Genomic DNA, 13,856 nt, shown 5'->3' on the forward strand with positions numbered 1-13,856 from the left:
TTTAAATGGGACATATGATTCAACGTTTAAAAGAAAGAATGAACAAATACTTCTTAATATTATTAGCAACTACTATTTTGCTGGGCATTATTGGATGGCTTCTTCCCGTGGGACAAGAGAAATCAAGTTATACATTAGAAACATCGATAACCTTAGGAAACTATAAGAATCCTGAGTTAAATGTTCCTAATCGTGTGATTAGTTTGTTAACAAACGCTTCTTTTTATGAAGAACATCGGAAATCTCTCTGGGATGAAAATTTCGAGGAATTTAGTACAAATTTCCATGTAATGGCAGGACCGGATAACACGATTAATCTTTCTTATACGGGGAAATCAGAGGAAAGCACTGCCCAGGTTCTTAAGGAGATTACAGATGCCTTTATGACCTTCGATAAAGTTAAATTCGATGAAGAACAGAAAATCATTCAAGACTCTTTTGAAGCCACAAAGAATAGTGAAGCAGGCCCTGATGCAAAAATAGACCAACAACGCTTCTTATATGAACTTAAGACAGCTTTAAATGACATGAAACCTGCTGAAATATTAAAACCCGCCGATATAAATGCAATTAATACTGAAAATAGAGCCTTCAACTCAAAGGAAAGAGCAGTATTAGGGATTTTATTAGGGGTAACATTAAGCTTTTTATGGATTGTATTCCCCGTCATTTTCCGGGACCAGTCATTATAATAGGAGGTAATTTTTATGAGTCCACAGCAGCCACTGATCTCAATTATAACGCCTTCATATAATGCCAGTGAGTTTATCGAGGAAACAATCACATCTGTTAGAAACCAAACCTTTCAAAACTGGGAAATGATTATTGTCGATGATTGTTCTACTGACAAGACACCAGCTATTTTAGAGCATCTTGAAAAAGAAGATGCCAGAATACATGTTATTTATTTACATCAAAATGGTGGGGCCGCAGTAGCCCGAAACACAGCTTTGAAGCATGCAAAAGGCAGATATGTGGCATTTCTTGATAGTGATGATTGCTGGAAACCTGAAAAATTAGCAAAACAGCTTTCTTTCATGCAATCCAATAACTATGCTTTTACATTTACCCGTTACGAACTTGTAACAAATGAGGGAGTATTGTTGAACAAACAGATACCCGCCCCTTCGGAAATTTCGTACGATGATATGTTAAAGAATACGATTATTGGATGTTTGACTGTCATGATTGATCGAGAGATGGCAGGCGATATTCAGATGCCTAACATACGAACAAGACAGGATTTAGCCACCTGGCTTTCTATATTAAAAAAAGGGATCAATGCATACGGATTAAATGAAAATTTAGCAGAGTACCGAATAGGAAATCCCTCTATTTCAAGAAACAAGTGGAAAGCAGCAAAAATGAATTGGTTTGTTTATCGCAAAGTTGAAAAGCTAAATGTCATGAAAGCATTTTGGTGTTTTTCGCATTATGCCTTTCATGCAGTACTAAAAAGATTATAAAAAGGGATGAATTCAATGAAGAATATACATATCATTGTGGCAACAGGAGAGTGGGCCCAAGATCAGCTGCGTTACCGAAGACATCGACTTGCTGAATTTCTACAAAATCATCCTGAAACAAAAGAGGTTATTTGGCTTTGCCCGACACCAGTACAAAACGAAAAGTCCTACATTACAATGTCAAATGGAATAAAACAATGGACGATTAAAGATCTATTGCCACATAAATTATTTAGATTTGGGCGCTATATTGATGAATTTCATCGCCATAAACTGAAGCCATTATTACAATATTTAAAAAAAGCCCAGGAACAGTTTTCTGTAAATTTATGGTATACCTTTCCTGGGTTCCCATCACTTTCTGACATCTATTCTTGGAATAAAGTCATTTATGATTGCAGTGATTTATGGACTTCTCCTATTAATGGGAAAAACTCTATCCAAGCAAATTTTAGAAAAGATATAATAGCCAAAGCAGAAAATCGGATCATTCAAAGGGCAGATATAATTACGTGTACCTCTGAATATCTACGTACGAGAATCGTAGAAAAGTTAGGTTCTGAAAAGAAGGTGGTCACCTTTGAAAATGGGGTAGAATTTGATTTATTTGCAAAAAATCCAACACAAATGGAGAATATTCTACCTGATGATTTTAATGGTACAGTTTTAGGATTTATCGGTGGCATTAAACCGAAACTGGATTTTGATTTGATAAAGGAAGTAGCACAAAAAAAACGAGAGTGGCTTTTTCTATTTGTAGGACCAGATGGCACGAATGATCATCCAAAATTTAAAGATTTATTAACTGAGAGTAATGTCATTTGGACTGGAAGTGTCGCACCTTCCGATGTCCCGAAATATATGAACTTAATTGATATTGGAATCATGCCATATAAATCCTCTGAATATAATCAAGCTGTATTTCCATTAAAGTTATTTGAGTTTCTGGCAGCGGGGAAGTCCGTCCTGGGCATGTATTTGCCCTCTACGAAAAAATATGCTGAGGAGTCTGTATACGTTCATTTAGGTACCAATGATACGATCCAATTCATTAATGTAGTTGAACAATTAGAAGGTTCTATAAATGATGAAAATCTTATTAGTAGGCGCAAGACACTTGCTAAAACAAAAAATTGGAACGAAGTATTTGAGGACATGTTTAGATTAGTTTAAAACAAACCGAGATAGCTTCAATGTTTGGAAGCCCATAAAGGGTTTCTTTTTTTTGAGTGTGTAAATGAGCACAGGTGCGGAATTTTTTATGAAGGAAATACTTGCGGATCAAAAAAGAATAGTAAATACTAAACCCAGTCAATGTCTATTTGATTTTGATTTAAAAAATGAGTAATAAAAAATCCGTATAAAGGCTGCCGAAATAAAAATCAGAAACAGAATATTAAGAAAATTATTCATACAACTACCTCCCAATTTGGAAATTACTTATAAAAATGAACCATTGAATAAGAATTGCTATAGTTACATTTTATCCAGTAAATACTAAGAAATAGTTGATTCGATGTTAACCTTTTGTAAAGTATTGTTGTATTTATTTTATAGATCTTGAGGTGTGTTTAGTACAGGTCCAATATATTTTAATGTGAAGACACAAAAAAACCAAGAGTAATCATAAGGCGTTACTCTTGGTTTTCTGAGAACTATTCTTTCTCCAGGTTATCAATATATTTTTTATATTTAATTTTTACTTTCTTATGAAAAGAACCAGCTGCACGACCAAGGTTAGGGAGTATTTTCGGCCTAAACACAATTAATGAAATGAAAATGATCACTATTGTACCACTAAGCCCTATATTTGCCAAATCAAGCACCCCTTACTATAGAATTATTTACTCAATAAAACCACCTTTAATCTAAATTAAATTATCTACCTAAAAAATTAGGATTTTAATAATAAAAAGATTAGAATTTGATGAGAACCTTAAGGTTTAATGTATTAATGAAAATTTTTACAATATTGAACAAAAATAAGGAAAATACATATATTTATAATAAGTAGTAAGTCTCATAAAAAAAGACCGTGAGCTCAAGACACGGTCTAAAAAACAACTAAAGTAGTGAATGATTAATCCAACCTCGTCAGCCAAAACAGGATGGATTTTTCTTTGTGCCCATTTTTTTGCTCATCTGAGTAACACCTTTCTATCTGTTATCTAAATCATTTTTTAGTTCTGAAGTGTGCCACCAAATAGCCATGAAACCCAATAATATAGAATTACCAAGGTAAACAACGTAGCTGGTGGGATAACAACGAAGGTTATTTTCATATACTGCCACCAACTAATCATGACTTTTCCTTTCTTTACAATATGCATCCACATTAACGTGGCAAGCGTTCCCATTGGTAGTAATAATGATCCCATGTCACTTCCGATGACATTGGCAAGATAGGATATTTTTAAACTGAGCAGAGGCAGATCCATATTTGTTAATGTTAGTGTGCCTACCATTAACGCAGGATGATTATTAAATATGTTCGAAAGAACGGATAACAAGACACCCATTAGTACACTGGCATTAAGCAGGCTTCCAGATACCATTGGACGCATGAATTGGGTTAGCCACTCTGTTAGACCAATATTATTTAGTCCGTAAATGATTACATACATACTAAAAGCGAAAACGATGATATACCACGGCGTTTTCTTCACCATATCGGTGGGAGGTATTTTTAAATATGCCCATCTCCAACCTAAAAGGACAAGGGAGCCAAAAACTGCCATAAGCGAAACTGGAATAGATAGAAACGATGCGACAAAGAGGCTGACACGAACCGCAAAGACAAATAGTAGAACGTTTCTCATAAATCTAGATCGGTCTTTCTCAGAAGCATGTTTCAATGAACTTGGCTTAAGTGGATGATAAGAAGAGTGTGAAAGCCCAGTTACCTTAGTAGGGATCGTTTTTGGTAAGACCTTTTTGAAGCGAAGAAACAAAAGCCAGGTTAGAAGAAGTAAACCCAGTGTTGCAGGCACAAACATCATCGCCGTATGCAAGTACAAACTCATGTGGACGATTTTTAGGGCGATTAGATTGACAATATTACTTACCCCAATTGGCGCACTTGACGCGGTCGCGATTAAAGCACCTGAAAGCAAATACGGAATTTTTTGGTGGTTTTTTAAGCCCATATTGTTTAGCAGTATAACTAATATTGGTGTTGTGATTAAAATACTTCCGTCGTTATTAAAAAAGAGTGTCATTAAAAAACACAATAGATTGACATACCAGAATAATCGAATGCCGGACCCTTTTGCTTTTTCTGCAAGCTTTTCTGCCATCCAGTTAAAGAACCCAAAACTCTCTAAGACAATCGCCATTACAATTGTCGCCATAATGGTAATCGCAGCACCGCTGATGGTTTCCGCAATTAGACCGAGGTCAGATAATGTAACACTTCCACTTAAGATGACAACTATCGCACCAATCGTAGCAGGGATTGCTTCATTAATACCTCGGGGTCGCCAAAAAATAAATCCTAGGGTGAGTAAAAAGGAAGCTATCGTTAACCAAACCATTGAATAAACTTTCTCCTTTCAGAAGCAAGTATTTCATGAAATGAATCATGAGACGACTTTACCTCCTCCTGTTGCATCCGCACATGTCCCCCCCTTCCATCTGTACCTCTTGTGTTTTTGTACTGTATGTATATGTATCACAACTAAGACAGGCTTTAGGTTTGTACCTGTTTTTCTTAAATTCCGCTGAAGTCTATGAAATAAAACCAATCAGAAACTTTTAATTGACAACCATCTTTACTAGTTTATGTTTACTAAATTTCTTCCAAATAAGTTAAAATAGATATTAAGAGGGGGGATGTCAATGGACATATTTTCAAGAATAGCAGAAGATAAAATAAAAGAAGCGATAAAAAATGGGGAATTTGAAAATTTACCTGGAATGGGAAAACCGTTAGATCTGAAAGATGATTTGCCAGGGATGAGCGCCGAAATGAAAATGGGTTACCGTATGCTTAAGAATGCTGGATTCATTTCAGATCAAGTAGATTTACGAAAAGAATTGATTACCTTAAATGATCTGATTTCTGCAGCCACAGATGACGATGAAATCAACAGATTGCAAGAAAAATTAACACGAAAACAGTTACAGTTTGAGAAAATGATGGAACAAAGAAGAAAAAATACCAATGTACGTTTTGGCAGTTATGCGGAGAAAATTTATGGGAAAATGAAATAAGAAATTGATGGCTTCACAAATCTTCGAAATTGAATCCTCAAAAATGCGCAACTCCTCAATAAACAACTTTTCTGAGTTTTCTCTAATATTTTTAGACTATTTGTATTTATCCGAACTGATGGCTTCCGCTATCAGCTTTTTTATTTAGTATTCATGATAAAAATGGAACAAAATAAATTCAAGAAGATAAAGGGAGGATAACTGGAGGTACATACATCATGTCTAAAAACATAAGGAAAATCGTGACAATAACATTGTTAGTGCTTTTTATAATGGTTGGAATGGTATCAAATAGGGTCAGTGCTAAGAGGGCAGAGAACCCCACTATTGTGGGTGAGTTCGGAGTTGCTATTGATGCCACGACGGGTGAGATCCTTTACAGTAAAAATGCTCATTCAAAAGCATATCCTGCGAGTATGACTAAAGTGTTAACGGCAACAATTTTAGATGAACAAATGAAAGATGGGGAAATGTTAAAGGTTAGTTCTCATGCAGCAAATCAAGAATGCCTCTGTTTGGGGCTTACAGCAGGCGAGATAATATCGAAACAAGACGCAATGAAAGCTTTATTGTTATTAAGTGCGAATGATGTGGCCGTTACGATTGCTGAGAACGTAGCTGGAAGTGAAGAAGGATTCGCTGCGCTTATGAATCAGAGGGTCAAAAAATGGGGCCTTAAAAATACTCATTTCGTTACACCAAATGGGCTTCATGACCCAAACCATTATACAACTCCTTATGATATGGCTATCATTACAAAACAAGCAATTAAACATCCCAATGTACTAGAGGCTATGACTACACGAAAGACCATGATTAAAACAAGCAAGAAAGAAAAGACAATCAGTAATCTATTTAAATTTCAAAGGAACCCGAACTCGGTAACTGGTAAACCAGGGTTTACAATTGCGGCTCAACATACACTATTGGAATACTTAAAACAAGGAAATAAGGAAGTTATCTCGGTTGTCATGAAAACGGATAAACAGTCAAAATACAGCGATATTCAAACCATGGCAAACTATTCATTTGCCCAAATGAAGTCAGAAAATCAGTTTCCGGAAGCGAGGTAGGGAAGAGGGTTTGCATATAGCGATTCATCTGATATATAAAAAGACCGCTTTGACAGCGGTCTTACTGTTGTTCTTGGTCATTCCAATATTGTAGTGTGTCTATTTTACCTGTCGGTTCACTTTTTAGTACATTTCCATCTTTGTCTTTATAAACCTCGTACTCTTGGTACGTTTCTACGATATAGCCATCCACTTTTTCGATTTTCTCGAGTTTTTCCTCCAAAACTGGAACATCGCTGGATGGCTCAACTTCTACAGGCTGTGCCATCACAGGTTGATCGGCTGAATAGGTATAGTCCTTATTAATAAATGAGTACGGTGAATCAAGATACGCGGCAAAACCTAAGGTAACCAATAAGCAACAAATACAAATAAAGGTTTTTAATTTCATAAACTGGGCTCCTTTTTCACTTACATCCTTGTAACCCATTTTATGCATGTCCTAATAACATATGCCTCTTGTTTAGTTTTGTATATTTGTTGTTTTCACAGAAGCGATCTGCGGTCGAAAAAGTAGAAATAGAATCAATGCTGCTATTGAAATAATCGCACCAGAAATATAAGGGAGGCCAATCGCCAGTGAAAAGAGCCATCCACCAAGTGGAGGACCAATAATTCGGCCAAGTGAGTCAAAGGAAGATAATAGGCCTGTTGAACTTCCGTAGCCTGCGCTTGACGTTTTCGTAATTAGAGAAGAAACACTTGGACGAATAACTCCATTTCCTAAGCCAAATATGGTTAGAAAAAGAGCTGCAGTAGCAAAACTATTCACCAATAAAATTAAAGCAAATCCAAGCGCAGAAACAATGATTCCCGACTGGATAACCAGCCTTTCCCCGTATTTCTTTGTCAATCTACCAACCAGACCACCCTGGACAATCGCGCTACCAAATCCCATGATCATAAAAATATACCCCAGTTGAGTGGCATCCAAATCTGCCTTTTTAGCAGCAAAGTAGGCAAAAGTGGCTTCCAAACCAGACAGGGATAAGGAAATTAATAATTGCACCAGATATAGAACCGATACAGCCCCGCTAAACGCCTTCCAAAAAGAGGACTTTTTTTTGGTAACCTCTTCCGTTTTCAGTTTTGATTCTTTTAGCAAAAGGAAAACAAGAATCAAGGTAATGAAAGAAGAACCACAAGCAAGAAAAAAGGGCATATTCAAGCTGAATTTTGAGAAAATACCACCAATTGCTGGACCGAAAACAAAGCCTAAGCCCGTTGCTGCACCGACAATCCCCATCCCTTTGCCGCGATTCTCTTCGGTGGTGATGTCGGCAACGTATGCCATTGCGGTAGGCATATTAGCAGAGGAAAGAATACCACCAATAATTCTTGCCGCGAATAACATCCAAAGCTCTGTCGACAATGCTTGAATAAGAAAGGAGAGACCAAGTCCAGCAATCCCAATCATCATCACTGGCTTTCGCCCAATTCGGTCGGAAACCTGCCCCCACATTGGAGCGAAAATAAGCTGCATGAGCGAATACACCGCCATTAGTAATCCTAGTTCAGTTGGGTTCGCTCCAATTTCTTCGGCATAGAAAGGTAAAACTGGGATGATAATTCCAAATCCCACCATCACCAAAAACATAACTACAAATAAAATCGGTAAAGCGGACTTTGATTGCAAAGAATTTTCACTCCTAGATGACTTTTAAAGTCGTTGGTATTACTTACTTCTTCCTATCAATAGGATAATGGAAAAGTTCCTAGAAAAACAAGTCTCTTTCATCAATTATTTCCTTGCATGGAAATAGTATGCAATACTTTTATTATCACATGGTTAGCCAAAAGATAGCTAAAAACAAGCAAATTGCTAGCAATTGATATCATATCTATAAAATGCAAAAAAGAACACCATTCCATATTCGGAACGGTGTTCTTATCTTATTTCACTGCCTTTCTCGTACTTTCTGATGTAAAGTCAGCGATAATGACGAGAATCATATAACAAAGAAGTAACAAGGTAATCTCTGTATATTGGAAATAGCTCATTGCCAACTTAAACTCCATTCCAAGACCACCAGCTCCAACAAAACCAACCACAATGGTTGTCCTCATGATGACTTCCCAGCGATAAAGAATATAAGTGAGAAATCGTGGTAACACCGTAGGCAGGATACCGTAAAAGAAAATCTGAATTTTCGATGCACCTGCGGATGCTAAATTCCTTATTGGACGCGGGTCCATATCCTCAATCACCTCTGCCCAGAGTTTACCGAGAATCCCAAAGTTGTGGAGAGCAAGAGCAATCGCCCCAGGCAATAACCCTGGTTTAAAAATAAAAATAATCATCATTGCCCAAACTAACTCAGGCACAGAACGGGAAAAGATATAGGTGATACGGACAATCCCATAAAGAATCCAGTTATACCACGTCTTTGACGAAGTTAACCCCCCATTAGCAATATTTCTTGCCGCAGGAATCACCGTTACGAAAGCAGCGATGGTTGCAAATCCAATCGCCATGATACTCATTTCCAATGTTTCAAGCGTGAGTTTTAGAGCAGCTGCCCAACTGCCAGCGTTGAAGAATGCAGGGTGGGCATCATTTAATCCTATCAGACCACCGAAGAACTTTTTTGCATATTCAATATTCTTATCAGACAATAATTCAAATAATTGAGCATTTTCAGCGACCGTGATAAAAATCCATGAACAAATCACTAAAAGCAAGGTGAAGAGAAGAGAAAGCCAACCAGGGCTGATACCCTTCCGGCGTTTCCGCTCTGTTAATCCTTTACGAACGAAATTACTCCAAATATCTACGAATAAAACAAGTGCAATCAGAAAAAAAACATATGACCAGACTTGATCGTATTTCAAATCCGCAAGTGATAATTGAATTTGGTAGCCTAGACCGCCAAGTCCAACAAAACTCATAATGGCAGAAGATCGAATGGCACATTCAAATCTGTACATCGTATAACTGATCATGTCTGCCCAAACCAAGGGAAAATAGCCGTAGGTAAGTATTTGGAGTTTGGATGCTCCCGCTGATTTTAATGCTGTGATTGGCTGCTCAGGAACATCATTTAACATGTCCGCAAAAATCCGGCCAAGAATCCCCCCATATGGAATCGCAAGGGCTAATATGGCTGCATATGGGGAAAGACCTACGGCTGCAACGAAAAGCCAGGCCCATATTAACTCATGAATCGAACGGGTGAACCCTAAGATACCCCTAAAAAACAGTTTAGATGTTAACCGGGCAACCCTGCTTGAGGTTAATGTTCCAGAAGCAAGAACACCGACTATTAGTGCATAAATAATGGCAAGTGACATTCCGGCAATAGCATATGCTAGCGTTATCCAAGCTGATTCAAGTCCCTTCATTAGTACCTCAGCAGACAGGTCAGGTTGAATAAGTCCTTCAAATATTTGTAACAACATCGGTATTCCACCAGCATGGAATAGATCGGCATTCCATTGAATTGAAAACAAGCTCCAGACGAATACTGCTGCCAAAAATAACGTAAGAAGGAGGCGATTATACATACCGAACACTGATTTTCGTCCCAACATCTTACCCATGCTCCTTTAACCGATAAAGATCTCCTAACAAATCATCTGTTACTTTTTCAGTCGGTAAATCAAAAAGAATTTCCCCATTTTTAAGGGCGATGATTCTAGTAAAATATTTACGAGCATATTCGACGGAATGTAAACTTGCGATTAACGTTTGTTTTTGCTCTGAAACGATTTTTATCAGCATGGCTAAAACATCTTCCGCCCGTGCCGGGTCAAGGGAGGCAACAGGCTCGTCCGCTAAAATCACTTCCGGTTTCTGCACCATTAATCTTGCCATTGCGACCCGCTGCTGTTCGCCCCCAGATAAAGTGGAGGTGATTTCATGCATTTTATCAGCAAGGCCAACTCTTTCCAGTGCTTTCAAAGCTATTTGTTTTTCTTGGGGAACAAGTAAAGAGAAGAGGGATTTGATAACGCCCCAATCAGCTAATCGTCCTGCCAGGACATTATGGATCACGGCAATGGAGCCAATTAAATCAAATTGTTGGCGAATGACCCCAACTTTTTTAGCAAAAATCTTGCCTTTTTTATAGGATGATATCGGTCGGCTATCTATTATTAGTTCTCCGTTTTGGATTGGCACGAGTCCCGCGATGGAATTTAATAATGTTGTTTTTCCTGCACCGCTTGGCCCAATTAAGGCAACCAATTCTCCTTCCTTTATAGAAAAAGAAAGGGAAGATAGGGCTATCTTCCGCTCAAAATGTTTCGATATATTCTTTGCCTCAATCATCGTTTTTGAAGACATTCTACGACACCTACTACTTAATAATCTGTAACTCTTTTGCTACTTGTTCAATCTTTTTATAATTGTCGTTTTTTGTTTCGACAAAGCTGTCCGTTTGGAATAAATCCGCAATTTCCTTTTGGTCTCCAGTAATCGATAGAAGGGCATCTTTTACTTTTTGCTTTGTTCCTTTACCAAAGACATCTTCGACATTACTATTAATTGTCCAGTTATAGTCATAATAAGCCGGAGTGGTATAGAAAACTTTCACTTTTTTCGAATCCACTTTGCCTTCTTTTACAGCTGCTTCCCAAACCGCCTCATTTAGTGCGCCTGCTTTAAAGGCACCTGATTCAATTAACTTATATGTTGTATCATGTGAACCAGAGAAGTTTGGCTTGCCATCAAAATCTTTATTGGCATCAATTCCAGCTTCTGATAAAAAGTACCGTGGCATCAAGTGGCCGGAAGTGGAACTTTCACTGCCAAATGTAAATGATTTACCTTTTAAGTCTTCTAGCTTTGTGATTTTTTCAGATGATTGGGTAATAAAGACCGAATGGAACTCAGCGTCACGTGGACGTTGTACAATTGACTCTGCGTCTGGGACAAGATTTCTAGCTTGTACACTAGTTAAACCGCCAAACCAGGCCATATGGATTTCACCACGTTGGAAACCAGTGACTAATGCTGCATAATCTACTGAAGGTACAAATTCAACTTTCATACCAGTTTTTTCGCTAAGATATTTTGCAACAGCGGTCATCCCTTTATCTAAATCTGCAGCATTCTGGTCAGGAATGGCACCAATTTTAAAAACCTCTTTTGAAGTCGTTTCTTTTTTTCCTTCATTTGTTTTTTCATCACTCTGTCCACAAGCTGCTAACGAAAATACTAGCATAACAAGAATTAGAGCAGAAAGCCATTTTTTCACATTAATTCCACCTTAGTTTTTTAATAGTTTCTCTGTACTTTTAGAATTATACTTAAATGTTTTTTGTTAATAAATTCATTAAATCGATTTAAACTATAATTATCAATCGATTTTATAGATAACAAAAACACATAAAAATACTCAATAAAATCAATAAAATCATCAAAAACCCCTGCGAACATGGAGGGGTTTTTTGATGGGGTTCTTAAACTGTTAATTGTGACCATTCTTCGACATTCCACACTTTTGTACCCAATCTTCATAAAAGTCAGGTTCGTGGCAAACAAGAACAAACGTTCCTTTGTATTCTTTGAGCACACGTTTGAGTTCAGCCTTCGCATCGGAAATAGTGGTTTGTCTTAAAAAGGATTCGTGAAAGGCTCTTTTCTTTTTGCTGTATTTATTTATTTAGATGCTTAAACAAATGAATACCCTTGTCCATATAATAGTAAAAAAGAGGGGAAGGGGTGAATAGTTTGGCAATCAGTCAAAAGGGAATATCAATTGGTACCATTTCTGGTGGGATTGTAAACTTTGGTGGAGCTGTTTGTATTAGCCCAATAACAATAACATCGGAAAATTCAGGTTCTGGAAGTGATAATACAAAAACTGCCTTGAGTTCAGGAGTAAGCTCCACAACAAAGAGAAACATAACCGATTTGTTGGAAATGATTAAGGCGATGCTTTGAATAGCATCGCCTTTTTGAAAATCATTTAGAAGCTTTTTATAGAATTTCGTATGTAAGCAATGCAGAGGAGTGTAACCGGAATAATTATTTGGAGAGGATAATGTAAGTATAGTGGAAGTATTTTACTCCCTTCAAATACATGTTCCGAATAATTAGCAGCAACTGTCACTGATCCAAATAAAATTATAAGTCCAATGGGAAAACTGAGTTTTTGATGAGAACTAAACTGAAAAAGATCCGCGGTTCCGGAAACAGCTGCATAAAAATAGAGGGTTATTTTAAAGAATCCACCAATAACAAGGTAAAGCATAAATAATACATCTAGCCTCTCAAGAAAATCAGCAATTTGAATTTTACCAATCGTACTTAATAATGGAAATGGTGTGCGATTCAAATAGTCAACTCCTAACGCAGAAATATTGACAACCACAGTAATGGTGATGTTGATTCCACTTAATATCATCCCACTAAGACATATTTTCCTCGCTTTTTTTTGATCATTTAGATAAGGGAGCAACATTGTAAAAACAACCATTTCACCAATAGGAAAATTAAGGGTTCGAATAGCTATGGTATTTAGCACTGGTTTCCATCCGTATTCAAGCACGGGTTGAAGATTACCCAGGTGGATTATTCCTGAGAAGACAATTAAAAAGACACCAGCGATTGCCACGAAATATATGATTCCAAAGAATAGCTCACCAACTCTTGTTATTACCTCAAAACCCTTATGGATGGCATAGATAATCGTAAGGATCATTAAACAATTGATGACCATTAAAGGTGTACTGGTATATATTGTGGTGACTAATAGTTCTCCAAAATCACGCAAAATCCTTGATGCTTGATAAATAAAATAGACGATATAGATGAAACCAATCAAACGTCCAAACCATTTTCCAGTAATTTGTTGAACATAACTCGTCAATGGAATATCTGGATAAAACATAAATAGACGGTGGTATACGTGAAAGAGTACAAGACCCGAAATCAAACCTAGTAAAACCGCAATCCAAGCATCTTGTTTCGCTTCCGCTCCTAGACCAAAAAGAATCGCACTACCCATTTCAAACAATGTCACAAGAACAAACATTTGGGAGCCACTTATTTTTGCTTTTTCCATATCTAAACCCCTTTGTTAAACTCCCATACGTATATTGACACAATAAAAAGTAATTTCACTTTTTATTGTTCAGATACTAGTATAAAAATATTCCC

General features: G+C 37.1%; 14 protein-coding genes and 1 pseudogene. 6 read left to right on the plus strand and 9 right to left on the minus strand.

Annotation, left to right across the window (positions count from 1 at the left end; all coding sequences use genetic code 11):
* Positions 1 to 5 precede the first annotated feature (5 nt).
* From BR30_RS0124425 to tuaH, 3 genes are read left to right on the plus strand one after another with little or no spacing between them, the layout of a single operon-like run.
* Positions 6 to 692, plus strand: coding sequence for a hypothetical protein (locus tag BR30_RS0124425; RefSeq protein WP_026567294.1), 687 nt, complete (start codon positions 6 to 8; stop codon positions 690 to 692).
* Positions 693 to 707: 15 nt separating this feature from the next.
* Positions 708 to 1,466, plus strand: coding sequence for a teichuronic acid biosynthesis protein TuaG (gene tuaG / locus BR30_RS0124430; protein ID WP_026567295.1), 759 nt, complete (start codon positions 708 to 710; stop codon positions 1,464 to 1,466).
* 6 nt (positions 1,467 to 1,472) lie between these two features.
* On the plus strand, positions 1,473 to 2,639 hold the full coding sequence (gene tuaH, locus BR30_RS0124435) for a teichuronic acid biosynthesis protein TuaH (RefSeq protein WP_026567296.1): 1,167 nt from the start codon (positions 1,473 to 1,475) through the stop codon (positions 2,637 to 2,639).
* A gap of 482 nt (positions 2,640 to 3,121) precedes the next feature.
* Here the strand turns inward: tuaH and BR30_RS36215 are convergent, their stop codons facing one another.
* Both BR30_RS36215 and BR30_RS0124445 read right to left on the minus strand, forming a co-directional pair.
* Entirely contained in the window at positions 3,122 to 3,283 is a 162-nt protein-coding gene (locus BR30_RS36215; RefSeq protein WP_155928817.1) for a twin-arginine translocase TatA/TatE family subunit, read from the minus strand.
* A 363-nt stretch (positions 3,284 to 3,646) separates the two neighbouring features.
* Positions 3,647 to 4,999: an arsenic transporter gene (locus BR30_RS0124445; protein WP_026567297.1), complete on the minus strand. Its 1,353-nt coding sequence runs from the start codon at positions 4,997 to 4,999 to the stop codon at positions 3,647 to 3,649.
* Between the two features lie 304 nt (positions 5,000 to 5,303).
* Here BR30_RS0124445 and BR30_RS0124455 point away from each other — a divergent pair, with 304 nt between their 5' ends.
* Both BR30_RS0124455 and BR30_RS34475 read left to right on the plus strand, forming a co-directional pair.
* Positions 5,304 to 5,678: a DnaJ family domain-containing protein gene (locus BR30_RS0124455; RefSeq protein ID WP_026567298.1), complete on the plus strand. Its 375-nt coding sequence runs from the start codon at positions 5,304 to 5,306 to the stop codon at positions 5,676 to 5,678.
* Between the two features lie 218 nt (positions 5,679 to 5,896).
* A complete protein-coding gene (locus tag BR30_RS34475; protein ID WP_051633769.1) occupies positions 5,897 to 6,751 on the plus strand; it encodes a D-alanyl-D-alanine carboxypeptidase family protein in 855 nt (284 codons plus the stop codon).
* Between the two features lie 61 nt (positions 6,752 to 6,812).
* On the opposite strand, the gene BR30_RS34480 is transcribed toward BR30_RS34475, so the two are convergent.
* The 6 genes and pseudogenes from BR30_RS34480 to BR30_RS38915 all read right to left on the minus strand — a co-directional run.
* The gene (locus BR30_RS34480) at positions 6,813 to 7,142 is read right to left on the minus strand and encodes a hypothetical protein (protein WP_155928819.1); all 330 of its coding nucleotides are present in this window, start codon (positions 7,140 to 7,142) and stop codon (positions 6,813 to 6,815) included.
* A gap of 72 nt (positions 7,143 to 7,214) precedes the next feature.
* On the minus strand, positions 7,215 to 8,387 hold the full coding sequence (locus tag BR30_RS0124470; protein WP_026567299.1) for an MFS transporter: 1,173 nt from the start codon (positions 8,385 to 8,387) through the stop codon (positions 7,215 to 7,217).
* A gap of 257 nt (positions 8,388 to 8,644) precedes the next feature.
* The gene (locus tag BR30_RS0124475; protein ID WP_026567300.1) at positions 8,645 to 10,282 is read right to left on the minus strand and encodes a PhnE/PtxC family ABC transporter permease; all 1,638 of its coding nucleotides are present in this window, start codon (positions 10,280 to 10,282) and stop codon (positions 8,645 to 8,647) included.
* A 1-nt stretch (position 10,283) separates the two neighbouring features.
* Complete coding sequence (locus BR30_RS0124480; RefSeq protein WP_026567301.1) at positions 10,284 to 11,036, minus strand: phosphonate ABC transporter ATP-binding protein; 753 nt, start codon at positions 11,034 to 11,036, stop codon at positions 10,284 to 10,286.
* Positions 11,037 to 11,049: 13 nt separating this feature from the next.
* The gene (locus BR30_RS0124485) at positions 11,050 to 11,949 is read right to left on the minus strand and encodes a putative selenate ABC transporter substrate-binding protein (protein WP_026567302.1); all 900 of its coding nucleotides are present in this window, start codon (positions 11,947 to 11,949) and stop codon (positions 11,050 to 11,052) included.
* Positions 11,950 to 12,154: 205 nt separating this feature from the next.
* A pseudogene (locus tag BR30_RS38915) lies at positions 12,155 to 12,288 on the minus strand (hypothetical protein); the annotation flags it as partial.
* A 128-nt stretch (positions 12,289 to 12,416) separates the two neighbouring features.
* On the opposite strand from BR30_RS38915, the gene BR30_RS34485 reads away from it, so the two are divergent.
* Positions 12,417 to 12,638, plus strand: coding sequence for a spore germination protein (locus BR30_RS34485; protein ID WP_231507801.1), 222 nt, complete (start codon positions 12,417 to 12,419; stop codon positions 12,636 to 12,638).
* A gap of 25 nt (positions 12,639 to 12,663) precedes the next feature.
* On the opposite strand, the gene BR30_RS0124500 is transcribed toward BR30_RS34485, so the two are convergent.
* Positions 12,664 to 13,761 (minus strand): GerAB/ArcD/ProY family transporter, encoded by a 1,098-nt coding sequence (locus BR30_RS0124500; RefSeq protein WP_026567304.1) that lies wholly within the window; start codon positions 13,759 to 13,761, stop codon positions 12,664 to 12,666.
* Between the last annotated feature and the right edge of the window lie 95 nt (positions 13,762 to 13,856).

It is taken from the genome of Bacillus sp. UNC41MFS5 (genome assembly GCF_000686805.1).

What these genes read in the sequence shown, in the direction of transcription:
- BR30_RS0124475 (WP_026567300.1), bottom strand. Translation starts at nt 10,282, where the DNA reads ATGTTGGGACGAAAATCAGTGTTCGGTATGTATAATCGCCTCCTTCTT.
- tuaG (WP_026567295.1), top strand. Translation starts at nt 708, where the DNA reads ATGAGTCCACAGCAGCCACTGATCTCAATTATAACGCCTTCATATAAT.
- BR30_RS0124445 (WP_026567297.1), bottom strand. Translation starts at nt 4,999, where the DNA reads ATGGTTTGGTTAACGATAGCTTCCTTTTTACTCACCCTAGGATTTATT.
- BR30_RS34480 (WP_155928819.1), bottom strand. Translation starts at nt 7,142, where the DNA reads ATGAAATTAAAAACCTTTATTTGTATTTGTTGCTTATTGGTTACCTTA.
- BR30_RS0124425 (WP_026567294.1), top strand. Translation starts at nt 6, where the DNA reads ATGGGACATATGATTCAACGTTTAAAAGAAAGAATGAACAAATACTTC.
- BR30_RS0124480 (WP_026567301.1), bottom strand. Translation starts at nt 11,036, where the DNA reads ATGTCTTCAAAAACGATGATTGAGGCAAAGAATATATCGAAACATTTT.
- BR30_RS0124455 (WP_026567298.1), top strand. Translation starts at nt 5,304, where the DNA reads ATGGACATATTTTCAAGAATAGCAGAAGATAAAATAAAAGAAGCGATA.
- BR30_RS0124500 (WP_026567304.1), bottom strand. Translation starts at nt 13,761, where the DNA reads ATGGAAAAAGCAAAAATAAGTGGCTCCCAAATGTTTGTTCTTGTGACA.
- tuaH (WP_026567296.1), top strand. Translation starts at nt 1,473, where the DNA reads ATGAATTCAATGAAGAATATACATATCATTGTGGCAACAGGAGAGTGG.
- BR30_RS34475 (WP_051633769.1), top strand. Translation starts at nt 5,897, where the DNA reads ATGTCTAAAAACATAAGGAAAATCGTGACAATAACATTGTTAGTGCTT.